The 23,702-nt window shown below is 59.6% G+C and carries 20 protein-coding genes and 1 other RNA gene; 1 reads left to right on the top strand and 20 read right to left on the bottom strand.

Translation table 11 applies throughout. The annotated features are described in order from the left end of the window. Positions 1 to 165 precede the first annotated feature (165 nt). The 4 genes from ftsZ to EXN68_RS07585 form a co-directional block, all read right to left on the bottom strand. Entirely contained in the window at positions 166 to 1,917 is a 1,752-nt protein-coding gene (gene ftsZ, locus EXN68_RS07570; protein ID WP_142840266.1) for a cell division protein FtsZ, read from the bottom strand. Positions 1,918 to 2,009: 92 nt separating this feature from the next. Further along, complete coding sequence (gene ftsA, locus EXN68_RS07575) at positions 2,010 to 3,341, bottom strand: cell division protein FtsA (protein WP_003522206.1); 1,332 nt, start codon at positions 3,339 to 3,341, stop codon at positions 2,010 to 2,012. Then, positions 3,338 to 4,270 (bottom strand): cell division protein FtsQ/DivIB, encoded by a 933-nt coding sequence (locus tag EXN68_RS07580; RefSeq protein ID WP_161991238.1) that lies wholly within the window; start codon positions 4,268 to 4,270, stop codon positions 3,338 to 3,340. Before EXN68_RS07580 ends, ftsA begins: the two co-directional genes overlap by 4 nt. Next, positions 4,258 to 5,184: a D-alanine--D-alanine ligase gene (locus tag EXN68_RS07585; protein ID WP_142840676.1), complete on the bottom strand. Its 927-nt coding sequence runs from the start codon at positions 5,182 to 5,184 to the stop codon at positions 4,258 to 4,260. Before EXN68_RS07585 ends, EXN68_RS07580 begins: the two co-directional genes overlap by 13 nt. Positions 5,185 to 5,727: 543 nt before the next feature. On the opposite strand from EXN68_RS07585, the gene EXN68_RS07590 reads away from it, so the two are divergent. Beyond that, the gene (locus EXN68_RS07590; RefSeq protein ID WP_142840268.1) at positions 5,728 to 7,032 is read left to right on the top strand and encodes an MFS transporter; all 1,305 of its coding nucleotides are present in this window, start codon (positions 5,728 to 5,730) and stop codon (positions 7,030 to 7,032) included. A gap of 75 nt (positions 7,033 to 7,107) precedes the next feature. Here EXN68_RS07590 and EXN68_RS07595 read toward each other — a convergent pair whose 3' ends face one another. From EXN68_RS07595 to rnpB, 16 genes are all read right to left on the bottom strand, one after another. Next, complete coding sequence (locus EXN68_RS07595) at positions 7,108 to 7,917, bottom strand: GGDEF domain-containing protein (RefSeq protein WP_142840269.1); 810 nt, start codon at positions 7,915 to 7,917, stop codon at positions 7,108 to 7,110. A gap of 185 nt (positions 7,918 to 8,102) precedes the next feature. Continuing rightward, positions 8,103 to 9,068, bottom strand: coding sequence for a UDP-N-acetylmuramate dehydrogenase (gene murB / locus EXN68_RS07600; protein ID WP_142840270.1), 966 nt, complete (start codon positions 9,066 to 9,068; stop codon positions 8,103 to 8,105). After that, complete coding sequence (gene murC, locus EXN68_RS07605) at positions 9,065 to 10,480, bottom strand: UDP-N-acetylmuramate--L-alanine ligase (protein ID WP_142840271.1); 1,416 nt, start codon at positions 10,478 to 10,480, stop codon at positions 9,065 to 9,067. Before murC ends, murB begins: the two co-directional genes overlap by 4 nt. Continuing rightward, positions 10,477 to 11,613 (bottom strand): undecaprenyldiphospho-muramoylpentapeptide beta-N-acetylglucosaminyltransferase, encoded by a 1,137-nt coding sequence (gene murG, locus EXN68_RS07610; protein ID WP_142840272.1) that lies wholly within the window; start codon positions 11,611 to 11,613, stop codon positions 10,477 to 10,479. The genes murC and murG overlap by 4 nt, the downstream gene beginning before the upstream one ends. Before the next feature lie 6 nt (positions 11,614 to 11,619). Further along, positions 11,620 to 12,774, bottom strand: a complete 1,155-nt coding sequence (gene ftsW, locus EXN68_RS07615) for a putative lipid II flippase FtsW (protein ID WP_142840273.1) — start codon at positions 12,772 to 12,774, stop codon at positions 11,620 to 11,622. A 5-nt stretch (positions 12,775 to 12,779) separates the two neighbouring features. Then, on the bottom strand, positions 12,780 to 14,189 hold the full coding sequence (gene murD / locus EXN68_RS07620; RefSeq protein WP_142840274.1) for a UDP-N-acetylmuramoyl-L-alanine--D-glutamate ligase: 1,410 nt from the start codon (positions 14,187 to 14,189) through the stop codon (positions 12,780 to 12,782). A gap of 3 nt (positions 14,190 to 14,192) precedes the next feature. Continuing rightward, a complete protein-coding gene (gene mraY / locus EXN68_RS07625) occupies positions 14,193 to 15,293 on the bottom strand; it encodes a phospho-N-acetylmuramoyl-pentapeptide-transferase (RefSeq protein ID WP_046798061.1) in 1,101 nt (366 codons plus the stop codon). 23 nt (positions 15,294 to 15,316) lie between these two features. Further along, positions 15,317 to 16,750, bottom strand: coding sequence for a UDP-N-acetylmuramoylalanyl-D-glutamyl-2,6-diaminopimelate--D-alanyl-D-alanine ligase (locus EXN68_RS07630; RefSeq protein WP_142840275.1), 1,434 nt, complete (start codon positions 16,748 to 16,750; stop codon positions 15,317 to 15,319). After that, complete coding sequence (locus EXN68_RS07635) at positions 16,747 to 18,207, bottom strand: UDP-N-acetylmuramoyl-L-alanyl-D-glutamate--2,6-diaminopimelate ligase (protein ID WP_142840276.1); 1,461 nt, start codon at positions 18,205 to 18,207, stop codon at positions 16,747 to 16,749. The genes EXN68_RS07630 and EXN68_RS07635 overlap by 4 nt, the downstream gene beginning before the upstream one ends. 59 nt (positions 18,208 to 18,266) lie before the next feature. Further along, positions 18,267 to 20,009, bottom strand: coding sequence for a peptidoglycan D,D-transpeptidase FtsI family protein (locus tag EXN68_RS07640; RefSeq protein WP_142840277.1), 1,743 nt, complete (start codon positions 20,007 to 20,009; stop codon positions 18,267 to 18,269). Continuing rightward, positions 20,009 to 20,563 carry a cell division protein FtsL gene (gene ftsL / locus EXN68_RS07645; protein WP_046798057.1) on the bottom strand — a complete coding sequence of 185 codons (555 nt, stop codon included), beginning with the start codon at positions 20,561 to 20,563 and terminating at the stop codon, positions 20,009 to 20,011. Before ftsL ends, EXN68_RS07640 begins: the two co-directional genes overlap by 1 nt. A 1-nt stretch (position 20,564) precedes the next feature. Next, positions 20,565 to 21,590 carry a 16S rRNA (cytosine(1402)-N(4))-methyltransferase RsmH gene (gene rsmH / locus EXN68_RS07650; RefSeq protein WP_142840278.1) on the bottom strand — a complete coding sequence of 342 codons (1,026 nt, stop codon included), beginning with the start codon at positions 21,588 to 21,590 and terminating at the stop codon, positions 20,565 to 20,567. A gap of 14 nt (positions 21,591 to 21,604) precedes the next feature. Continuing rightward, positions 21,605 to 22,045: a division/cell wall cluster transcriptional repressor MraZ gene (gene mraZ / locus EXN68_RS07655; protein ID WP_142840279.1), complete on the bottom strand. Its 441-nt coding sequence runs from the start codon at positions 22,043 to 22,045 to the stop codon at positions 21,605 to 21,607. 417 nt (positions 22,046 to 22,462) lie between these two features. Next, positions 22,463 to 22,807 carry a type II toxin-antitoxin system RelE/ParE family toxin gene (locus EXN68_RS07660; protein ID WP_142840280.1) on the bottom strand — a complete coding sequence of 115 codons (345 nt, stop codon included), beginning with the start codon at positions 22,805 to 22,807 and terminating at the stop codon, positions 22,463 to 22,465. Between the two features lie 79 nt (positions 22,808 to 22,886). After that, complete coding sequence (locus tag EXN68_RS07665; protein WP_142840281.1) at positions 22,887 to 23,165, bottom strand: ribbon-helix-helix domain-containing protein; 279 nt, start codon at positions 23,163 to 23,165, stop codon at positions 22,887 to 22,889. Between the two features lie 118 nt (positions 23,166 to 23,283). Beyond that, an RNA gene (gene rnpB / locus EXN68_RS07670) (RNase P RNA component class A) lies at positions 23,284 to 23,685 on the bottom strand. Positions 23,686 to 23,702 lie beyond the last annotated feature (17 nt).

Genomic DNA, 23,702 nt, shown 5'->3' on the forward strand with positions numbered 1-23,702 from the left:
TCATACATACGCACATGTAGGTGCCACGACAAATCACTGTTCGTTTCGGATTGTTACACGCATAAACTATTGAAAACGCAAATTAATTTAGTGTTAATCACGCAAAATAAACAAAACGCCCGGGTCGTGAAACCCGGGCGTTTGAAGAGGCGGATGGAATCGCCTTTAGTTGGACTGGCGGCGCAGGAACGCCGGGATTTCCAGCTGGTCGTCATCATGGTGGCTGGACGATGCGGGCGTTGCACGGCCGTGGTCGTCAAGCTGGCCACGACGCGGTGCGTAGAGGCTGGCTTCCGGCGAAAGCGGCGCGCGGCGCTGCGGCGCCATGCTCGGCGCATCCATCATGTCGGAGGGAACTTCTTCTTCTTCGCGGCGACCAAGCGAGTTGGTGATGCGCTTCAGAAGACCCATCGGGCCACGCTCTTCCTGGGCGGCAGGAGCGGCATGGGCGCGGTGTTCCATCTCGGCCTTCACGACCGGCGGAAAGTCCTCGACCTTCGGCATGCGTACCGGCTCTGGCTGGCGGGCAACCGGAGCAGGCTCCTGGTAGACCGGTGCCTGCGGCTGCTGCATGCGCGGAGCCGGAGCGGCAACCTGTTCCGGTGCATGGTAGACGGGTGCCGGAGCAACCGGCGCCGGAGCGACCTGCTGAACCGGCTGAGCCGGACGAAGAGCAGCCGGCGCTTCAGCCGGGGACGATGCGAACAGCTTGCTCTGCGGACGGAAGTCCTGAGACGGCTGCTGGTGAGCGGCAAAACCGAGTTCGCGTTCCATTTCAGCTTCCGCCGAACGGATGGTCTGGGCGATCTGGTCTACGGTCTTTGGTGCCTGCGATACTGCATGTGCAGGCTGAACTGCGGCCGGAGCGGGAGCAACGGCCGCGGAAGGACGGATAAGCGGCTTCGCAGCAGCAGCGCGCATTTCGGCAACATTCTGTTCGCCGATGCCGGCAACACGGTCAATGCCGGTGGCAACGACGGAGACGCGGATGAGACCTTCCAGAGCTTCGTCGAAGGTGGCGCCGAGGATGATGTTGGCATCCGGATCGACTTCTTCGCGAATGCGGGTAGCCGCTTCGTCGACTTCGAACAGGGTAAGGTCGCGACCACCGGTGATGGAGATCAGCAGGCCCTGTGCGCCCTTCATCGAGGTTTCGTCGAGCAGCGGGTTGGCGATTGCCGCTTCCGCAGCCTGCATTGCGCGGCCCGGACCGGAAGCCTCACCGGTACCCATCATCGCGCGGCCCATTTCGCGCATGACCGAGCGAACGTCGGCGAAGTCGAGGTTGATGAGACCTTCCTTCACCATCAGATCGGTGATGCAGGCAACGCCGGAGTAGAGAACCTGGTCAGCCATGGCGAAGGCGTCGGCGAAGGTCGTCTTGTCGTTGGCAATGCGGAAGAGGTTCTGGTTCGGAATGACGATCAGCGTATCGACGGACTTCTGCAGTTCCTCGATGCCCTGTTCGGCAAGACGCATGCGGCGGCCGCCTTCGAAGTGGAAAGGCTTGGTGACGACGCCGACCGTCAGGATACCCTTGTTGCGGGCAGCCTGTGCAACGACCGGGGCAGCACCGGTGCCGGTGCCGCCGCCCATGCCGGCGGTGACGAAGCACATATGGGTGCCATTCAGGTGATCGATGATCTCATCGATGCATTCTTCAGCGGCGGCGCGGCCGACTTCCGGCTGGGAACCGGCGCCAAGACCCTCGGTGACGTTGACGCCGAGCTGGATGACCCGATCTGCCTTCGTCATGGTCAGTGCCTGCGCATCTGTGTTGGCGACAACGAAATCGACACCCTGGAGGCCAGCCGTGATCATGTTGTTGACAGCGTTACCGCCGCCGCCGCCAACACCGAAAACGGTGATGCGTGGCTTCAGCTCGGTGATATCAGGCTTTTGCAGCTGTATCGTCATTTTAGCATTCCTTCTTTCTCTGGCCGCATCGCCCCGCTGGCCGATTCTTGAAAACTCAACTCTGAAACCTCCGGCTTACGCCACGAGGCCACTCAAAAACTCTCTTTCAGCCATTGCCCAACCCGGGCTATCCGGCCGCTGCCCGTACCAAACGGCGAGAACATTCCGCCTTGCGCCGCATGAATTTCGATGTCCGCCACCTGCGGATAGATCATCAGTCCGCAGGCGGTTGAGAATGCCGGTCCCTTCGCCGCTACCGGAAGACCGGCCACGCCCATGGGGCGGCCGATACGAACGTTGCGGGCGAGAATGCGCCGTGCCGTTTCCGGCAGTCCCGTCAGCTGGCTTGCGCCGCCGGTCAGGACCACGCGCTTGCCGACAATGGGGCTGAAGCCGGACTTCTGGATACGATCACGGATCAATTCCAGCGTCTCTTCGATACGCGCCCGCACGATGCGGGTTACAAGGGCTCTTGAAACTTGCGATGGTTGATCGCGATCATCTTCGCCAATCGGCGGGATCGAAATCATGTCGCGCTCATCCGCGCCATTCAGCAAAGCCGAACCATGCACCACCTTCAGTCTCTCCGCATCTTCGATTCGTGTCGAGAGGCCACGTGCAAGATCTGTCGTAACGTGATGGCCGCCAAGGCCGATCGCGTCGGTGTGAATGAGCCGGCCTTCGGCGAAAACCGAGATCGTCGTGGTGCCGCCGCCCATGTCGATGGCCGCGCAGCCAAGTTCGACTTCATCGTCCACCAGCGCTGCAAGACCGCTGGCATAGGGCGTCGCCACCATGCCTTCGACCGAAAGATGGGCGCGGTTGACGCAAAGCTCGAGGTTCTTCAGCGCCGTGCGCTCGACCGTCACCACATGCATGTCGACGCCAAGAAGGTCGCCATACATGGAGAGCGGATCACGAATGCCGCGTTCGCCATCCAGCGAATAACCTGTCGGCAGCGAGTGCAGGATCGCCCGGTCCTGACGCATGGACTGCTGGCTTGCCGCCACCAGAACCTTGCGCAGGTCGCTGGCTTCCACTTCCTGGCCGCCGAGATCGATGCTCGCGGTATAGATATCGCTTGCCAGGCGTCCGGCGGAAACATTGACGATCAGGCTGTCGACGGTGAGACCCGCCATGCGCTCGGCCGCATCGACAGACAGACGGATGACGCCTTCCAGCGCGTCGAGATCGGCGATCACGCCTGACTTCACGCCGCGCGAGCGCTGGTGGCCGATGCCGATGATTTCGACCTTGTGGGTGCGGCCCGGCAGAATTTCGCTTTCCTGACGCGGCGTCAGCCGGCCGATCATGCATACGACCTTGGTCGAGCCGATATCCAGCACCGATACGATGTGGCTGCGCTTGGAGGACAGCGGCTTCAGGCGAGGCAGGCCGAAATGGGAAGAACCGAATAAGCTCATGTGTTCTTCTCCGCCTTCTTGAGAGCCTTGGTGCGCGCATCGACGGCGGCCTGACGGCGTTCCGTGGCACCCTCGGTCAGCTGGATCGTGGTGCGGTCCGCGAGCCTCAGATCAACCGCGGCGACATCGCGCGACAGAACCTTTTCCTCGAGATCGAGCCGCGCCAGCAATTGCAGCGCCTGCGGCAGGTTTTCTTCCGGCAGCTTGACCACGATGCCGTTATCGAGATGCAGATCCCAGCGACGGCCGGCAATGCGGACATAGGCGCGGACACGGTTGCGGATTTCCGGCCAGTCGGCCAGCTGCCCGACGAAACCGGCAGCACCGGTTTCCGCGTCACGTCCGACAAACAGCGGCAACTCGGCGAATTTATTGTCACGCAGCGGCGCAATCACGCTGCCGCTTTTTTCGATCAGCGACAGTTCCGTTCCGTGCTGCCAGATGCCGAAGGCTTCACGCTCCTTCAGGCGAACCTCGACGGTCTTCGGATAGACCTTGCGGATATCGACATCTTCCACCCAGGGAAGCTGTACGAGCTTGCGGCGCGCCGCATCGATATCGAGCGCGATGAGCGAGGTGCTGCCATCGAGGCCGAGAAGCTGAAAGACTTCGATTTCCGACGTCTGGCGATTGCCCGAAACTTTCACGTCCTCAACCGCAAAGCCCGCGGCAGATGTCGTGGTCTGGGTGACGATGTTGGTGTGTCCGCCGAGCGACATGCCGTAAAGCCCGGTCACCGCGTAAAAAGCAATGGCCGAAATCGTACCGGTATGGGCGGGAATGTGAATGCGTCCGGTCGCAAGGCTGACACCGAAACGCACGAAGCGACGCAGCGGACGCGGCAGCACCCTGCGATCGTCGGCATTGGCTGCCGCCGCATATTGCTCGCGCTTTTTTGCCGTCGACTTTTTGCCGGTCACCGCAAACACGAAGCGTCCTCCACCATCCAGCTGACAAGGTTACCAAAGGAGCGGCCAGCATGGGCCGCCATTTCGGGCACCAGGGAGGTCGGCGTCATGCCCGGCTGTGTATTCACTTCAAGCCAGATAACTTCGCCATCTTCTGAGAAACGGTCGTCGTAACGAAAGTCTGAACGGCTTACGCCACGGCACCCGATCGCCTGATGCGCCATAACCGCCAATGTTTGAATCTTTTGGTAAATTTTCGGTGAAATTTCTGCGGGAATGACATGTTTCGAGCCACCAGCCGCGTATTTCGCATCGTAATCATAGAAATTGTGGCCAAGCGGCACCACTTCGGTGACGCCCAGCGCCTCGCCATCAAGCACGCCACAGGTCAGTTCGCGCCCATGAATATAGCGCTCGACCATGACCTGATCCCCATAACGCCATTCCGACGAGGTGAGGATTTGCGGCGGGTGCGACTGGTCTTCCTTGACGATGACGACGCCGAAGCTCGAACCTTCGCGTACCGGCTTCACCACATAAGGTGGCGCAAGCGGATGTTCGCTGGTGAAATCGAAGCGGTTCATGACGCGCTCGACGGCAACCGGGACGCCGGCGGCGGCAGCAACTTTCTTGGCCTGCGCCTTGTCCATGGCAAGGGCGGAAGCCAGCACGCCGGAATGGGTATAGGGAATGGCCAGATATTCGAGAATGCCCTGAATGGTGCCGTCTTCACCGAAGGGGCCGTGCAGCGCATTGAAGGCGACATCCGGGCGCAGTTCCGCGAGCACGGCAGCGACATCGCGCCCTACATCGACCCGGGTGACCTTGTAGCCCTCGCCTTCCAGCGCAAGCGCGCAAGCGTTGCCCGACGAGAGGCTGACCGGCCGCTCCGACGAAAACCCACCCAAAAGAACAGCTACGTGCTTGCCGCCCATCGAACCCTCTGACACCAACTCTCCGTTACGAACCACGCCCGAACCGACCGAATTTGACGGACGGTGATTCTGGCACATGATCCTTGAGATCAGTTAAACGCCATTAAGGTTAATGAATCGTTTACTTTCGTTAACCGCCGCGCCCAACATGCCGAGTTCCATTAAAGAATCAGCATCGATCCGGATTCCCTCCTTGGAATCAGAGAGTTGCACCGATTGCAACATGCAGGTTTTCAATGATCGGAAATAAAGCCGCGCCAGCGCGACAACGGCGCCCCGCTGAAGGCAAGGTCGAAACGTTAACGAAAGGCGTTTTTCCCCAGCGAAAATTATCTGGCGTTTCAGCGTTTTAAATCCGCGACCTGAATCAGTCTCTCAATCACTGGAGCGCGTGAAAAAGCTTCGCCGTCGGGATCTCGCATTCAAAGATCACATTATTTGCATTATTTCTTTTTTAGCATTCCATAAGAACAAAAATTGCGTTAACGCAGTCCCTGCCTCCCAAGGCATGACATTCCAATCATCTGAAATGGAACCCAAACCATGACTGACGCGATATCTCCGGTATCGTCGACAGCTGGCAATTCGAACGCTGTAAAGACAAATTCGCCTGCACGAGTTCTCACTGCCAGCCTGGTCGGCACGACCATCGAGTTTTTCGATTTTTACGTTTACGCCACGGCCGCAGTGCTCGTGTTCCCGGCATTGTTCTTCCCGAACAACGACCCGATGACGGCGCTTCTGGCGTCCTTCGCCACCTTCTCCATCGCCTTTTTCGCCCGCCCGCTCGGCGCGGTGGTCTTCGGCCACTATGGTGACCGTGTTGGCCGCAAGACGACCCTCGTCGCAGCGCTCCTGACCATGGGTGTCTCGACCGTCGTCATCGGCCTTCTGCCCTCCTATGAGACGGCCGGCGTTCTTGCGCCGCTGCTTTTGGCGATTTGCCGCTTCGGTCAGGGCTTTGGTCTTGGCGGAGAATGGGGTGGTGCCGTGCTTCTCGCCACCGAAAATGCTCCTCCCGGCAAACGCAGCTGGTACGGCATGTTCCCGCAGCTCGGCGCACCCGTCGGCCTGTTCCTTTCGTCCGGCGTGTTCTGGATCCTCCTGCACTTCATGTCGCAGGAATCGCTGCTCAGCTGGGGCTGGCGCATTCCCTTCGTCGCTTCGATCATCCTGATCGCGGTCGGCATGTGGGTTCGCCTGTCGATCACCGAAACGCCCGACTTCCAGAAGGCCATCGAAAAGGAAGAACGTGTTGCCGTACCGGTCGCCGAACTCTTCCGCAACCACAAGCGCAGCCTCGTGCTCGGCACCTTCGTGGCGCTGGCCACTTTCGTGCTGTTCTATATCGGCACTGCCTATCTTCTGTCCTACAACGTCAAGGTTCTGAAAATTCCGTTCCTCGACGCGCTGGAAGTGCAGATCCTCGGCTCCATCGTCTTCGGTATCTTCATCCCGATCGCCGGCAAGCTTGCCGAGAAATTCGGCCGTCGTGAAATCCTGATCCTGACGACGGTGCTGATCGGCCTGTTCTCCTTCCTGCTGCCCAGCCTGATGACGGGTGGCGAAGGCTCGATCTTCATCTTCGCAGCTCTTGCCATGACGCTGATGGGCATGACCTATGGCCTGATCGGAACGGCGCTCGCCGCCCCCTTCCCGACCCGCGTGCGTTACACCGGCTCGTCCATCACCTTCAACATGGCCGGCATCTTCGGCGCGTCGCTGGCGCCCTATATCGCCACATGGCTGCAGGTGAATTACGGCATGGGTTACGTCGGTTATTACCTCTGCGTATCCGCCATCATCACGCTCGCCTGCATTCTTCTGTCCCGCAAGGACGAAGTCTGATCCGAACGGATTTCCTGACATTAAAAAGCCCGCGAAACCTTCGTTTCGCGGGCTTTTGTTTGCCTGCTTTAACGCTTACGCCACGGCCTGGCGCCGCTCGACATGACCGGTCATGCAGACGCGATTGCGCCCTCCTCCCTTTGCCCGATAGAGCGCCAGATCGGCATTGTGCATGACCTTGTCGAAAATGTCGGCGTCACCGCGAAAGGCCACGCCAATCGAAATCGTCACCGTGATCCGTAAATCCAGATACTCCACCGGGGTGGTCTCGATGGCTGCGCGAACCCTTTCACACATCTGCAGAAAGGCGAGCGGACTAGTTTCCTGCACAACGACAAATTCCTCGCCACCCAGACGGGCGACATGCGCAGAAGGATCGAATTGCTCCCTTATCCTGCGAGCGACGTTCGAGATGACGAGATCACCGGCAAGGTGGCTGTATCTGTCATTCACCGACTTGAAATGATCGATATCGAGAAAGGCAACACAATAGTCGCTGCCCAGTTCAGCGCATGCAGCATAAAGGCCGAGCCGGTTGCTGAGGCCGGTCAGGGCGTCCGTATGGCTCAGATGCAGGAAGCGCTCGTGGGATTGCACGAGAATTTTCACTTCCCTGGCATTCAGCCAGCAGACCAGCAATGTAATCGTAAACGCCACCGTACCACCGAGCGTCACACTCAACATGATGCCGTTGAAGAGATCGGTTACCAGCCCGAACTGTGCGAGGAGCGTCAGGCCACCGATGCACATCAGAATGACAATGATCGTCACGAGACAAGCGATACGAATGGAGAATTCCAGCGGCTCGAGCCGCCTGCGGCCCTCCGACGTGGCGACCGAAAAACTTATCATTTCGATCGGTTTTTTCCAAAGACCCAACATCATGCTCAAAAGCACCTAGATCACGTAATGCCGTTGGTATTTCTTGATAAAAAGTAATTTAATATTGAAGGACGAGACGTCGCCTCACCCCGATAATATCGGAAAAAACTGTTGATTGACCGTTACGATACACGAAACGGCCAGATCAACAGCAGATTTTTCTTGCAATAGACAGCATTCGCCGAGGCTTAAGCCCCGAGGAACGGCTCCACTTCCCGGCCCGGCATGAACAGGCCAAGGCGCTTGATTTCCCATTCGAGCCGGATGCCCGATTTCTCGAACACCCGTCTGCGGATGGTCTCGCCCAGATATTCCAGATCGTAGCCAGTCGCGTGGCCGGTATTGATCATGAAATTGCAATGCAGCGATGACATCTGCGCCCCGCCGATGACGAGACCACGGCCGCCCGCCTCGTCGATCAGTTCCCAGGCGGAATGACCTTCGGGATTCTTGAAGGTCGAACCACCCGTCTGCTCGCGTATCGGCTGGACGGTTTCGCGATGATGGCGCACGGCGTCCATATCGGCGCGGATTTTCGCCTTGTCTTCCGGATAACCTTCAAACAGCGCACCGGTGAAGATCAGGCCGGCATCGGCGCCGGAATGGCGGTAGCTATAACCCATATCCGCGTTTGACAGCACATGCTGGTTGCCTTGACGGTCGACCGCATAGACTTCCACGACGCGATCGCGTGTCTCACCGCCATTGGCGCCGGCATTCATGCGCAGCGCGCCACCGATGGAACCGGGAATGCCGTAAAAGAAATGGAACCCACCGATGCCATTATCCATGGCCATGGCGGCAATATGTTTGTCCGGGCAGATCGCGCCCGCCTTGATATGGTTCTCGCCGGCAAGCTCCACCTGGCCGAAACCCTTGGCAGACAGACGGACGACGACGCCCGGAATACCGCCATCACGCACCAGAAGGTTCGAGCCGACGCCGACCACGGTCAACGGCACGTCTTCCGGCAGAATTTTCAGAAAGGCAATCAGATCATCCGTGTCGTGCGGCTGGAACATGACTTCCGCCAGACCGCCGGCTCTGAACCACGTCACGCGGTCCATGGGCGCATCCGGTGTCAGACGTCCCCGCAATTCCTTTACCCCGTCGCCGAGCCTCCCCAGCAATTTTACCCCATCGACCTGTCTCATTCAGACTTTCCTGATATGCTCTTCAATTCCGAAGGCAGCACCGCTGCCCATTGCGTGATATTTCCAGCCCCCAAGAGAACCACGAAATCACCCGGTTTCGCAATGGCTGCAACCTGTGACGCAAGGTCCTCCCGCTTTTCGAGAAAACGGGCGTCGCGGTGGCCGGCGGCCTTGATGGCCGAAACCAGCGCTTCCGAACTTGCGCCTTCGATCGGATCTTCGCCCGCGGCATAGACCGGAGCAAGGATAATCGTGTCAGCATCGTTAAAGCAATGCGCGAAATCGTCAAACAGGCTTGAAAGACGGCTGTAACGGTGTGGCTGGTGCACGGCGATGATGCGGCCCTTGCAGGCTTCCCGCGCAGCCGCCAGCACAGCCTTGATCTCAACCGGATGATGACCGTAATCGTCGAAGACCTGCACGCCATTGGCTTCGCCCGTCAGCGTGAAGCGACGCTTGACCCCGGCAAAGGAGGCAAGCCCCTTCTTGATGTCGGCTTCCGAAATACCGAGGCGATTGGCAACGGCAATCGCCGCCGTCGCATTCGACACATTGTGACGGCCGGGCATCGGCAGAACGAGATCCGTGAAAGAGAATATCTTGCCGGTGCGGCGACGGCGGATTTCCACATCGAAAATGGACCGCGTGCCGTCAATGCGTACATTCGAAAACCGCACATCCGCCTGAGGGTTTTCGCCATAGGTGATGACCTTGCGGTCCTCGATCCGGCCAACCAGCGCCTGAACCTCGGGATGGTCGAGACACATGACGCCGAAGCCGTAGAACGGCACATTCTCGACGAACTGCCGGAACGCGGCGCGCACGGCATCGAAATTGCCGTAATGGTCAAGATGTTCCGGATCGATATTGGTAATGACGGCCACATCGGCCGGAAGCTTCAGGAAGGTACCGTCGGACTCGTCGGCCTCCACCACCATCCACTCGCCCTCACCCATGCGGGCATTGGTGCCATAGGCATTGATGATGCCGCCATTGATGACGGTCGGATCGAGATTGCCGGCTTCCAGCAGGGTCGCGACCATGGAGGTCGTCGTGGTCTTGCCATGGGTGCCACCAATGGCGATGGCATTGCGGAAACGCATCAGCTCGGCCAGCATTTCGGCACGGCGAACGATCGGCAGGTGCTTTTCCCGCGCCGAGATCAGCTCCGGATTGTTCTTCTTGATGGCGGTGGAAACAACCACGACTTCGGCGTCACCGAGATTGTCAGCGGTATGTCCGACAAATACCTCGATGCCCTTGTCGCGCAGGCGCTGCACATTGGCGCTGTCAGCCTGATCCGACCCCTGTACGCGATGACCGAGATTGTGAAGCACTTCGGCAATGCCGCTCATGCCGATCCCGCCTATGCCGATGAAATGGACAAGGCCTATGGCTTTCGGCATCTTCATGCCCCAACTCCTTCATTCTTCTTTTTAAATTCCTGTACGGACCGGCCTTCGGCAATCGCTTCCACCAGATCGGCCAGCACATCCGCCGCATGCGGTTTTCCGGTTGCCTTGGCAGCCGCTGCCGTCGTCGAAAGCCTGTCCGGCTCCGAAAGTGCTGACGATAGCAGGCTCGACAGTTTTTGCGGCGACAGTTCCGACTGTTTGATGACGCTTGCGCCCCCGGCGGCCGAAAGTGCGGCCGCATTCGCTGCCTGATCGTGATCGAGCGCGTGCGGATAGGGCACAAGGATCGACGGACGACCGATCACCGAAAGCTCCGACACCGTCGAAGCGCCGGAGCGGCTGATAACAAGATCGGCCTCAGCGATGCGCGAGGCCATGTCACCGAAGAAGGGCGAAACGTCAGCCTTCACACCGAGCTTCTGGTAGGAGGCTATCACGCTGTCCTTGTCTTCGGGTCGGGCCTGCTGGGTCACGACGACGCGCTTGCGCTGCTCGTCCTTCATCAGGCAGATCGCCGCCGGAACGGCGCTCGAAAAGAACTGCGCACCCTGACTGCCGCCGAAAACCACCAGCTGGAAAGGCTCCCCCGTCTGCGACGGCGTATAGGGAATTTCCGAGGCCGCCAGCACCGCCGGGCGCACCGGATTGCCGGTCGCCACCGTCTTGTCGGAATATTGGCCGTTGGCGGGCGGCAGGAAACCGCCGGCAATTGCCTTCACGCGGGCAGCCAGCGCCTTGTTGGCGCGGCCCATCACCGCATTCTGCTCATGAATGATTGAGGGAACGCCAAGCCCGGTCGATGCCAGAAGCGGCGGCACGGTGGGATATCCGCCAAAACCGACAACCGCGACCGGCTTCAGTTTCGTAACCAGCCGACGCGCTGCGCGAAGACCTACCCACAGCTTCCAAAGGGAACGCACGACGGAAATCGGGTTCTTCGAGCCGATGGTGGCGGATGGCACGACATGGATTTCATCCGCCGGAAACTTGCCGGCATAACGCTCGGCGCGGCTGTCGGTGACGAGATGCACCTGATAACCGCGCGCCTTCAGCGTATGTGCCAGGGCCTCTGCCGGAAACACATGGCCGCCGGTTCCACCGGCGGCAAGAAGAACAATACCCTTGCTCATGATCGTTTACTCCGCTGGAACGCCGGAACCGACGCGGAAGAAGCTGCGCTCCTGCGCCCGCTTTTCAGGTCTGTGGCGTGTCAGCGCCAGAAGGAAGCCGGCGGTGACGCAGATCGCCATCATCGACGAACCGCCATAGGAAATCAAAGGCAGCGTCATGCCCTTGGCGGGCATCAGCTCCAGATTAACGCCGATATTGATCATCGACTGCATGCCGATCTGCAGCACGAGACCAGCCACGGCGAAGCGGCAGAAATCATCCTTTTCCTTGAAGGCGTGCGACAGGCCGCGCAGCACGATAAAGGCGAAGATCGCCACCAGGAACATGCAGAAAACGATGCCGAATTCTTCAGCCGCAACCGAGAAGATAAAGTCGGTATGGCTGTCGGGAATGATGCGCTTGACGATGCCCTCGCCCGGGCCGCGCCCGAACCAGTCGCCGCGAATGATCGCCTCACGCGCCGTATCCACCTGGAACGTATCGCCTTCACCGGTCCAGAAGCGGTCGATACGACCGGCGACGTGTGGCAACATCAGATAGGCGGAAATGATGCCGCCGACACCAACGCCACCGAGCATGATGATCCAGAACCACGGCACGCCGGCCATGAAGAACATGCCGCCCCAGACAACCGAGGTCAGGATCGTCTGACCGAAGTCCGGCTGGGCGATCAGGAGTGCTGCCACGATGCCGAAGGTGATGATGGCGAAGAGATTGCCGGGAATTTCAGGATGGCGCGCCCGTTCGGCGAACAGCCAGGCGCAGACGATCACGAAGGCAGGCTTCATGAATTCCGAAGGCTGGATCGAGAAGGTGCCGATGGAAATCCACCGCCGCGCACCCTTGACCTCGATGCCGAAGAACAGCGCGAAGATCATCATCAACAGCGAAGCGATCAGCATGATGACCGCAACACGCCTGACCTGACGGGGCGACAGGAAGGAAAGGCCGACCATGATCGCCAGCGACGGCACCATGAACATCGCCTGACGTTCGACGAAGAAGAAGCTGTTGAGACCGATACGCTCGGCAACCGCAGGCGACGCCGCAAAGGACAGCATCAGGCCGATGCCCATCAGTGCGACGAACGCCGCCAGAAAGAAACGGTCGATAGTCCAGAACCACTCTGCGACCGGACCGCGATCAACTCGGCTTACCATGGCCTTCAGCCCCCTTTTCCAGAGTGAACGAGCATCGTCATGCCGTCGAGCGCCGCGACCTGTGCGACGAACGAATCACCTCTGATTTCAAAGTTCTTATATTGATCGAAGCTTGCGCAAGCCGGGGATAACATCACGACGTTGCCGGCCGTCGCATCTTTTTCTGCATCGGCTGCCGCATGCTGCACTGCCTTGTCCAGCGTGCCGGATATTTCATAAGGCACCGCCTCGCCAAGCGTCGCGGCAAATTCCGCCGCCGCTTCACCGATCAGATAGGCTTTGGCGATGTGAGGAAACAGCGGCGACAGGCTGGTTATGCCACCCGCCTTGGGCAGACCGCCGGCGATCCAATAAATCCGCTCATAGCTGGAAAGCGCAGGTGCCGCGGCATCGGCATTGGTCGCCTTGCTGTCATTGACGAAGGTGACGTTACCGCGCCTCCCGACCGGCTGCATGCGGTGCTTGAGGCCGGGGAACGATTTGAGACCGGCGCGAACCTCGTCTTCGGAAACCCCGACCGCAAGGCAGGCAGCGATTGCCGCCGCCGCGTTCTGCGCATTGTGGCTGCCACGAAGCGTCTGGATACCGTCGAGATCGACCAGCAGCGAAGACGTACCGCCATGTGCCCGCAGGATGTGGTTGCCTTCGGCATAAAGACCTTCGGAAACGATGTTGCGCTTGGAAATGCGCTCCACCTTGACGCCGGCGCGCTCGATACGGTCGGCAATCAGCGTCGAGTGGCTGTCATCCACACCGACGATCGCAGTGTTGCTGCCCGCCACCAGCCGTTCCTTGACGTCGGCATAATGCTGCATGGTGCCATGCCGGTCGAGATGGTCAGGCGTCAGATTGAGCAGGATACCGGCAGTCGGATTGATCGTCGGTGCCAGATCGATCTGGTAGGACGAGCATTCGACCACGTAAAAACGTTGCGCTTTCGGCGGATCGAGGCTTAGCACCGCCGTGCCGATATTGCCGCCGAGCTGCGTATCGCGGCCGGAGGCCTTGAGAATATGGGCGATCAGCGCCGTCGTCGTGGATTTGCCGTTGGTGCCGGTAATCGCGATAAACGGGCAATCCGGCGCATGGGCACGACGTTCGCGGATGAAAAGCTCGATATCGCCGATGACCTCGACGCCCGCTGCTTTCGCAAGGTCCACAGACCAGTGCGGCTTTGGATGTGTCAAAGGCACGCCGGGCGCCAGCACGAAGGAAGAAAACGAAGGCCAGTCTATCGTTCGAAGGTCCGCCGTCACGATGCCTTCGGCCTCAGCCTTCGCAACGCTGTCGGGATTGTCGTCGAAAGCGACGACTTCCGCACCACCGGCAACCAGCGCCCGGGCCGTGACAAGACCTGAACCGCCAAGCCCGAAAAGGGCGACTTTCTTACCTCTGAACGACGTGACCGGGATCATCGCTCACCTCAGCTTCAGGGTGGCGAGGCCAAGCAGCGCGAGACCCACGGAGATGATCCAGAAACGGATGACCACCTGGCTTTCCGTCCAGCCTTTTTTCTCGAAATGGTGATGGATCGGCGCCATGAGGAAGACGCGCCGGCCGGTGCGCTTGAACCAGAACACCTGGATGATGACCGACAGTGTCTCCATGACGAACAGGCCGCCGACGATAACCATGACGATCTCATGCTTGGTGGCAACTGCGATCGAGCCGATAAGACCGCCGAGCGCCAGCGACCCCGTATCGCCCATGAAGATGGCGGCGGGCGGCGCATTGAACCACAGGAAACCGAGGCCCGCGCCGATGACCGCACCGACGATGACCGCAAGTTCGCCGGTGCCCGGCACGAAATTGATCTGCAGGTAGTTGGCAAACACCGCGTTACCGGCGAGATAGGCAATCACGCCGAAGGTGGCGGCAGCGATCATGACCGGCACGATGGCGAGACCATCGAGACCATCCGTCAGGTTCACCGCATTGCCGGCACCGACGATGACAAATGCGCCGAACAGCACGAAGAAATAGCTCAGATTGATCACGAATTCCTTAAAGAAAGGAAAGGCGATGGAACTGCCGAGCGTGCCGCCATGCGGTGCGGAGGCGAGCGCCATCTTCATCATGAAAAACACGGCAATCGCCGCGATCACGAATTCGATGCCGAGACGGGCCTTGCCGGAAAAACCCTTGTCGCTCTGCTTCGTCACCTTGAGATAATCGTCGTAAAAGCCGATTGCGCCGAAACCGAGCGTCACCATCAAAACGGCGACGACATAGACATTCGACAGGTCACCCCAGAGCAGCGAACCACCGAGAATACCGGCAAGGATCATCAGCCCGCCCATGGTCGGCGTACCGGCCTTCTTGAAATGGGTCTGCGGCCCATCGGCGCGGATCGGCTGGCCTTTGCCCTGGCGAACGCGCAGCGAGTTGATGATTGCCGGTCCGAACAGGAAGACGATCAACGCAGAGGTGAACATTGCGGCGCCCGCCCGGAAGGTGATGTACCGGAAGAGGTTGAAGACTTGAACTTTATCCGACAGTTCGACGAGCCAGATCAGCATATTTGCCCTTTCAAAAGGCTATTTCAGACTTGGCGTTCCGTCTCGGGGAATGCCGGATACTTGTCAAGCAGGGCGGCGACAATCTTGCCGAAACCAAGCCCCAGTGACGATTTTACCATGAGCGCGTCTCCCGGTTGCACCCATTGCAGGGCGAAATCGGTGAGTTCCGCCGTCGTCGGGAACCAGATGACGGTGACGCTGTCCGGCAACGCATCGCGAAGAGCGGCCATCGCCTCTCCCGCCAGCCAGACATGTTCGATACCCGCCGCAAGCAGCGGCCCGGCCAGCTCTTCATGCAGCTGCGCGGAAAATTCACCCATTTCCAGCATGTCGCCGAGAACTGCAACGCGTCGGCCGTGGCCCTGCGTTTCGGTCTCCGCCAGCACGGCAATCGCCGCCCGCATCGAAGCCGGATTGGCATTATAGCTCTCGTCGATGAGCAGGAAGGAGCCGCCGTCGATCGTCAGGCGGTGGCGCTGGCCACGCCCCTTCACCGCTTCGAGTGTTCCGAGCGCCTCAAAAGCCCTGTCGAGATTGGCGCCGGTCACGGCAACAGCGCCAAGCACAGCCATGGCATTATCGGCAATGTGACGACCGGGAACGTTCAGGTGCAATTCGCTGGTCTCACCGTTCAGGATCGCCCAGATGGTTGAACCCGACGGTGTGCTTTCGAAATCGGCAAGCCGGAAATCGGCTTTCGCATGCTGCCCGAAGGTCAGAACATGCTCTATGCCCTGCTCCTGTGCGACCTCTTCAAGCTGCTCGAACTGGGCATTGTCGCGGTTGAGGATGACGGAGCCGCCCTCCTCCAGACCTTCGAATATCTCCGCCTTGGCGGCAGCGATCTCTTCGATGTTCTTGAAATTGCCGAGATGGGCGGCAGCGATGGTGGTGATAATCGCCACATGCGGGCGCACCATCTTCACCAGCGGCCGGATTTCGCCGGAATGGTTCATGCCGATTTCGAACACACCGAATTCGGTATCGGCGGGCATGCGCGCCAGCGTCAGCGGCACGCCCCAATGGTTGTTGAAGGAAGCGACCGCCGCATGGACCCGCCCCGACGGCTCCAGAGCCTGCCGCAGCATCTCCTTCGTCGTCGTCTTGCCGACCGAGCCGGTCACCGCGATGATGCGCGCCGAGGTTCTTTCACGCGCCGCGATCGCGAGCTTGCCGAGTGCGGCGAGAACATCCTCCACCACGATCATCGGCACAGTCAGCCGGCCGAGAGCCGGCAGCTTGCCTTCGGCCACCACCAGAAGACCGGCCCCGTTTGCAACGGCAAAGCTGGTATAATCATGGCCGTCGACCCGATCACCCTTGATGGCGAAGAAGGCCTCTCCGGGTTTAACGGTCCGGCTGTCGATGGAAATGCCGGTGATTCCGGTCGGCAGGTTGCCCACCGGGCGTCCTGCCGTGATGGCGATCATGTCGGCGACTGTCCATAACCAGCTCAAATCTTCAATCCTTCCAGCGCAGCGCGCACCTGTTCATGATCGGAAAACGGCAGCGTCACGGAACCGACGATCTGCCCCTCTTCATGCCCCTTGCCCGCGACGATCAGCGTATCGCCATTTGAAAGCAGCGACACCGCATGGTGGATCGCCTGCGATCTGTCGCCGATTTCCACTGCACCCGGCGCCGCCGCCATGACCTCGGAACGGATCGTTGCGGCATCTTCCGAGCGCGGATTGTCATCGGTGACGATGACGATGTCAGAAAGCCGCGTCGCCACCTCACCCATGATCGGGCGCTTGCCCTTGTCACGGTCGCCACCGCAGCCGAAGACGGTGATGATACGGCCGGAAGTGAAAGGCCTGACCGAGGTCAGCACATTTTCCAGCGCATCCGGCTTGTGGGCATAATCCACATAGGCAAGCGCACCGTTTTTCGTCTGGCCTACGAGTTCCAGACGACCGGCCGCACCGATCAGCTTTTCAAGCGCCTTCATCGCCACAGTGGCGGAAACGCCCGTGGACATGGCAAGACCGGCCGCCACGAGCGCGTTGGCCACCTGAAAATCGCCGGCAAGCGGAATATCCACCTCGTGGATCACGCCGTCATGATGCACTTCGATCATCTGTTTATGACGGAAATGCTCCACCCGTTTCAGCGTCAGGTAATCGCCCTTGCGGCCGACAGTGCGAACATCAAGGCCCGCATCACCAGCGGCGCGGATGGCCTGCTGCGACCAGGGATCGTCAGCGAAGATCACTGCCGGTGCACCCTTTTTCATCAGCGTATCGAACAGCCGCATCTTCGCGGCCATATAGTCCTCAACGGTCGGATGATAGTCCATATGATCGCGGCCGAGATTGGTGAAACCGGCCGCCGCGAGCTTCACGCCATCGAGGCGACGCTGGTCAAGACCGTGGCTCGAAGCCTCCATCGCCGCATGCGTTACGCCTTCGTCGGCAAGCTCGGCCAGAAGTGCATGCAATGTCACAGGGTCGGGTGTCGTCAGCGCGCCATAATCCTCGCGGCCGGGCGCAATGACACCCGTCGTGCCGATCTGTGCGGCGGCATGGCCGGCAAAGGCCCAGATCTGCCGCACGAAGGAGGCAACGGACGTCTTTCCAGCCGTGCCGGTCACAGCAACCATGGTTTCAGGCTGTTTTCCGTAGAACCGGGCGGCGGCAAGGGAGAGATAGAGGCGCGGATCGGTGACAGCGAGAACCGGTACATCGGCCTCCACCGCATGTGCGGAAACGATCGCAACCGCACCCTTGGCAACCGCGTCCTTCACATAGGCCGCGCCATCCGCCTTGGTTCCCGCCACCGCCACGAACAGGCTGCCTGGCGCAGCCTTGCGGCTGTCTGCGGTTATTCCCCCGATTTCGATCGCCCCGATCTCAGACAGGAGCAATTCATTCAATTCCGGAAACGCGTTTCCGGATATATCTCGCAAATTCATCGACTGTGTCCGTCTTGTCCCCCCGGCGCGAATCGCCGGAACATCATAAGCTCTAACAATCAATAAGACACGAGCAAGGCCGAGCCATCCTTGCCGAACTTCGGCTTCACGCCCAGCACCGCTGCGGTGCGGGCGATGATATCGCGCACCATCGGCGCTGCGGAGGTGCCGGCGAGTGCTGCGCCATTACCCTTGTCGGTTTTCGGTTCATCGATGAAGGTCAACACCACATATTGCGGGTCGTCGATCGGGAAAGCTGACAGGAAGGCGTTGAAGTTCTTGTCGCGGACATAGCGGCCATTAACGACCTTGTCCGCCGTGCCGGTCTTGCCGCCGACGTTGAAACCGTCGACGCGCGCATTGCGGCCCGATCCGTTCACACCATTCCACTCGAACAGGAAACGCATGTCCTTGCTGGTGGTGGGTTTCAGAACCTGCTTTGCCACCAGATCCGCCTGTTCGCGGGTGCGCGGCAGGAAGGTCGGCTCGATCAGCTTGCCGCCATTAACGAGGGCAGCGCCCGCAACCGCCGTCTGCAGCGGCGTCGTCGAAACACCGTGACCGAAGGAAATGGTGATGGAGTTGATCTTCTTCCATTCACGCGGCTGCGATGGCAGCGCCACCTCCGGCAATTCGGTCTGCATGCGGGTCAAAAGCCCGAGCTTCGTCAGAAACTCCTTGTGGCCTTCGGTACCGACAGTGTCGGCGATCTTGGCCGTACCGATGTTGGACGAAAACTGGAAGATTTCCGGCACCGACAAAACGCGGTTCTTGCCATGGAAGTCCTTGATGGTGAAACCGCCGATCCGGATCGGATAACGGGCATCGAAACTGTCACCCAGACGCACACGACCCGAATCGAGGCCCATGGCGATGGTAAAGGACTTGAAGGTCGATCCCATTTCGAACGTGCCGTTCGACATGCGGTTGAGCCAGCCCTCCTTTGCGCCTTCGGCCGGGTTATTCGGATCGTAATCCGGCACCGAGGCCATGGCGAGAACTTCACCCGTATGCACGTCCAGCACCACGGCACCGGCACCGATTGCCTGGAACTTGGCGATCGCGGAGGTTACGACCTCACGCACGATGGACTGCACGCGCAGATCGATCGAAAGCTTTACCGGCTCCAGCGGTTGATCGCTGGTCATGCCAAGTGCCGTCAGATCGGCAAGTCCCTGATTGTCGACATAACGCTCCATACCCGCCACGCCGCGATTGTCGATGTTCACATGACCGACGACATGGGCAGCCGTTGGCCCGCCCGGATAGAACCGGCGTTTTTCCGGACGGAACCCCACACCGGGAATGCCGAGTGCGAGAATCTGGCTCTGCTGCTTGGGCGTCAACTGACGGCGCAGCCACTGGAAACGGGAATTGGAGGTGAGCTTCTGATAGGTGCCGCGCTGATCGAGATCAGGCAGAACGGTGCGCAGCTTCTCGATCGCCTCGTCGATATCGACGATGCGATGCGGCTCGGCAAACAGCGAGACGGTGCGGATGTCTGTGGCGAGAACCTCGCCATTGCGGTCGAGAAGGTCCGGGCGCGACGCCATCAGCCGGTCTGCGGGCGCGATGCTCGAAACGGTTTCCTGTTCCGCCATGCCATATTGTACGAGACGCCCGCCCACGACGGCATAAAAGGCCACGAAGCCAAAAATGATCAGGCCAACCCGGCTTTTCGCCTGGGCAGCACGCTTCTTGCGGGCTCCCTCAAAAGCCGCATGATCGGTATAAACACCGGTGGTGCTGGCGGAAAAATGAGCCTTGCTCTTCAAAACCATGACGCGGGAGAGAAAAGACATCAGCGGTTCACCGATCCTGTTATCGTGTCATCCATGTCATCGGTTTCATCACCGGCGACGGCGGAGACGGCCGGAGCCGCTGGGGGACGGGAAACGCGGGCCCTCGGCGTCGGAACCGGGGCGCCATTGGCGGCTATCTGGCCGGCCGGCGGCGATTTCTTTTTGGTGGCTGCGCCAAGCGTCGCGCCCGGCTTGGAACCGTTGACGGCGGCGGCAATCACATCCTCGACGCTCATGCCTTCCGGCTCAGGCGGCTGCGGCAGTTGCGAGCGCAGCATGGGCAGTTCGCGCGGCTGCGCCAGTTGCGTCGGCAGCGTCGGCGAAAGGCCAAGCTCGTCCTGATAGGCATTGACCAGACGATGCAGACGGTTCGGCTGCGTCAGGAGCGCCCAGTCGGCCCGCAACAGATCGATCGTGTCCTTCTCGAGCTTGATTTCGGCCTCGAGCTTGCGGACCTCTTCGAGCTTCAGATCGGCCTTGTGCTTGATCGAATAGGTCACAACGGCCGCAGCAACCATGACCCCCATCAAGATAACATCGAAAGTGCGCAGCATATCAGCCTCCCATCTTTTCAAGGCTGGCGAGATCGGGAAGCTCGAAGATCGAAAAATCCGCCGCGCGCGCTGGCGCGGTCGTGCGCAGACCGGCCCGCAGCTTGGCTGACCGGGCACGCGGATTGAGTTCCGCCTCCGCGTCGCTGGCGGCGATCATCGGCTTGCCGATATTGTCGAAAATGGCCGGCTTGTCTTCGACCATCGGCAGATGCCGGGAACCGGCAGCCTTGCCGGAACGGTCGGAGAAGAATTTCTTGACGATGCGGTCTTCCAGCGAATGAAACGTAACGACGACCAGGCGACCACCGGGCTTCAGGGACCGCTCTGCAGCGAAAAGCGCCTGCGCCAACTCGCCGAGTTCATCATTGACGAAAACCCGAAGCGCCTGAAACACCCGTGTCGCTGGATGGATCTTGTCCTTCGCCTTGCGCGGCGTGACGATCTCGATGAGACCGGCGAGATCACGCGTGGTGCGGAAGGGCTCTTCCGCCCTCTTCTTCTCGATGGCGCGGGCAATGCGGCCCGGCTGCTTTTCCTCACCGAGAAAACCGAAAATACGAATCAGATCGCCGACTTTCGCGCGATTGACGACATCCGCCGCCGAAACGCCGGAGGCGGACATGCGCATATCAAGGGGACCGTTCTTCTGAAAGGAAAAGCCGCGCTCTGCCTCGTCGATCTGCATGGAGGAAACGCCGATATCAAGTACGACGCCGTCAAGGCCGCCCTCTGGCGCGTGCCTCGCCAGATCGGAAAATTGTGATTGAATGAGGTTTAACCTGCCGCCATTGGCGGCAACCATCGCCTGACCGCCGGCTATCGCGGTCGGATCGCGGTCGAGCGCGATGACATTGGCACCCTGATCGAGAATGGCCTGAGTGTAGCCGCCGGCACCAAAAGTGCCATCAAGGATGATCTTTCCGGATGCGGGTTCAAGCGCGGCGATAACTTCGCGAAGCAGGACAGGGATGTGACGCTGAGGTCCGCCATCGGCATCAGAAGATCGCCCACCAGAATTCGCCGCCATTCCGTGTCCCCGTCCTATGCGGGGCGAGCAGCCGAAAAACCGCGCCCCGCTCTTGCTTCCGCCTGCGCGCCCAAAAACGCCTGCGGTTGCCAAAGCTGAAAATGATCCGCCCGTCCGACGAAGGTGACCTCGGTGGATATGCCGGTAAATTCCCGCACGAAATCCGTCACCATCAACCGACCTTCCTGGTCGAGCTTCATGAAGACACCGCCGCCGTGAACCAGCAGCGACATCGCGTTCGCTTGCGGCGAGAAGGCATCCATCGACGCAATCTGCCGCTCGTAGCGCTCCAGCAAATCCGGACCGCCGATACTGATTGCCGGGAAAGCGAAATCCTGAAGGCAATAAAGCTCCTGGATACCGCGCCTCACCAGCACCGAACGAAACGGAGACGGAACCGAAACGCGCCCCTTGGCGTCGATCCTGTTCGTCACGTTCGATAAAAAGCGGTCCATTACTCAACTCGCCCAAACCGCAATCCGCCAGGCGAACCATCCGCCCCACAGACAACACCGGTACGCACGACACATCGCCAAGCGCCAGGGCAACATGCCCTGCAGCAGCCCCTTGCAGGCTCCTCACTCGTTTCAGCGATTGCGGGTCAAAAACACGACCCAGTGTGGTGTGTATTTGGGATATCATGGGACACTATGGGCGTCAATGGGAGAAGCCGGCACGATACCGACTTCGCATCGGAAATTCATAAGCCGTTAAGTTTAACGAATGGTTTACTTCGGGCGCACAGATGCGCTTTCACGGCACATGAAAATGCGGTGAAATTGACGTTTTTCTTTTTTGAAACAAGAGTGTGAATGAACGCCTCTGCGTTCCCACGCGATAGAACAAACACCAATATTCGAAAATACCGAAAATCAATCGGGCGAAGCGGCGACCGGTTCTCCTCGCCACAAGCTCTGCGCCTCTCCTTCGAACTCCTGACCTTTGACCAAGACGCGGAGAACAACCACATCATCGTGCTCTACGACAAAGGCTATGCTGGCACTTCGCTCAAAACCGATTATGCGCAGCCCTGATCGTACCTCATTGCGCACCGTGCCACGCTCGGAGAATACGTTCAGCGACGCGAGAAAAGCACCAACACGTTCAATATACCGATCCGCCGTGACAGCTGAGCCAGATTTGCGAATAACATAGCTATGGATTTGCACCAGATCGGTTTGCGCTTCAGGGGACAAACGCACGACGTAATATTTCATTGAAGCAATTCCAGCAAAAATCTGCAGCAGCTTTTCATTATGAATTATTTAAAAAACAAGGAGTTGAAGTGGAAATATGCTACGTGCGCCCTTCGCCCTTGGCGATCCGCGCCTTCACCTCAGCCATACCTTCATTGAGCGGCTTCGCACGGTTCGGGTCGGCTTTGTGAGCATCGTATGCGGCTGCGACCTCTTCCTGCAGCCAACGCTCCACAGCTGCATCGCGTGCGACTAGGGTGCGCAGGCCATCACGAATAACTTCGCTTTCCGTCGCATATTCACCAGAGGCTACTTTTGCCTTGACCATCTCGGCCATATCCAGAGGAAGAGTGATACTGAAAGCCTGAGTAGTGCGCATGGTTCTGCCTTTCGTTCCTACGCCTTTCATATCACGGCATGTGATTTAATCATACACGTTCGCGCATTGGTCAAAGCGACCCGGCATCCAAGAGGATCGCTGCATATATTGAGGAAAATTCGCCAGTTGGCCTGTAAGCCGGGTTCTGTATGGCCCCGGTTTGACCCGGAACGTGGCAGCCATTCATCTGGGACGGCATTTGCATGCCGCCTCTCGCAACCCACCCGGATGACGGACCCGGAAACCGGCTGTAAACGGGCTTTCGCCCATCCCGTGTCATCCCTATTCGGTCTTGCTCCCGGTGGGGTTTACCTTGCCACCACTGTCACCAGCGGCGCGGTGGGCTCTTACCCCACCCTTTCACCCTTACCATGCAAAGCATGGCGGTTTGCTCTCTGTGGCACTTTCCCTGGGGTCACCCCCGCCGGACGTTATCCGGCACCGTATTTCCGTGGAGCCCGGACTTTCCTCACCTTACCGTCTTTCGACATTGGTAAAGCGCGGCTGCCCGGCCAACTGGCATGGGCTGCATAACCA

This window comes from Martinezella rhizogenes, from assembly GCF_007002745.1.
GTDB classification, from domain to species: domain Bacteria; phylum Pseudomonadota; class Alphaproteobacteria; order Rhizobiales; family Rhizobiaceae; genus Agrobacterium; species Agrobacterium cucumeris.

Bases quoted from the DNA above. Each gene is read 5' to 3' on its own strand.
- ftsZ (WP_142840266.1), bottom strand. From the start codon at position 1,917: ATGACGATACAGCTGCAAAAGCCTGATATCACCGAGCTGAAGCCACGC.
- ftsA (WP_003522206.1), bottom strand. From the start codon at position 3,341: ATGAGCTTATTCGGTTCTTCCCATTTCGGCCTGCCTCGCCTGAAGCCG.
- EXN68_RS07585 (WP_142840676.1), bottom strand. From the start codon at position 5,184: ATGGGCGGCAAGCACGTAGCTGTTCTTTTGGGTGGGTTTTCGTCGGAG.
- EXN68_RS07590 (WP_142840268.1), top strand. From the start codon at position 5,728: ATGACTGACGCGATATCTCCGGTATCGTCGACAGCTGGCAATTCGAAC.
- EXN68_RS07595 (WP_142840269.1), bottom strand. From the start codon at position 7,917: ATGATGTTGGGTCTTTGGAAAAAACCGATCGAAATGATAAGTTTTTCG.
- murB (WP_142840270.1), bottom strand. From the start codon at position 9,068: ATGAGACAGGTCGATGGGGTAAAATTGCTGGGGAGGCTCGGCGACGGG.
- murC (WP_142840271.1), bottom strand. From the start codon at position 10,480: ATGAAGATGCCGAAAGCCATAGGCCTTGTCCATTTCATCGGCATAGGC.
- murG (WP_142840272.1), bottom strand. From the start codon at position 11,613: ATGAGCAAGGGTATTGTTCTTCTTGCCGCCGGTGGAACCGGCGGCCAT.
- ftsW (WP_142840273.1), bottom strand. From the start codon at position 12,774: ATGGTAAGCCGAGTTGATCGCGGTCCGGTCGCAGAGTGGTTCTGGACT.
- murD (WP_142840274.1), bottom strand. From the start codon at position 14,189: ATGATCCCGGTCACGTCGTTCAGAGGTAAGAAAGTCGCCCTTTTCGGG.
- mraY (WP_046798061.1), bottom strand. From the start codon at position 15,293: ATGCTGATCTGGCTCGTCGAACTGTCGGATAAAGTTCAAGTCTTCAAC.
- EXN68_RS07635 (WP_142840276.1), bottom strand. From the start codon at position 18,207: ATGAATTTGCGAGATATATCCGGAAACGCGTTTCCGGAATTGAATGAA.
- EXN68_RS07640 (WP_142840277.1), bottom strand. From the start codon at position 20,009: ATGTCTTTTCTCTCCCGCGTCATGGTTTTGAAGAGCAAGGCTCATTTT.
- ftsL (WP_046798057.1), bottom strand. From the start codon at position 20,563: ATGCTGCGCACTTTCGATGTTATCTTGATGGGGGTCATGGTTGCTGCG.
- rsmH (WP_142840278.1), bottom strand. From the start codon at position 21,590: ATGGCGGCGAATTCTGGTGGGCGATCTTCTGATGCCGATGGCGGACCT.
- mraZ (WP_142840279.1), bottom strand. From the start codon at position 22,045: ATGGACCGCTTTTTATCGAACGTGACGAACAGGATCGACGCCAAGGGG.
- EXN68_RS07660 (WP_142840280.1), bottom strand. From the start codon at position 22,807: ATGAAATATTACGTCGTGCGTTTGTCCCCTGAAGCGCAAACCGATCTG.
- EXN68_RS07665 (WP_142840281.1), bottom strand. From the start codon at position 23,165: ATGCGCACTACTCAGGCTTTCAGTATCACTCTTCCTCTGGATATGGCC.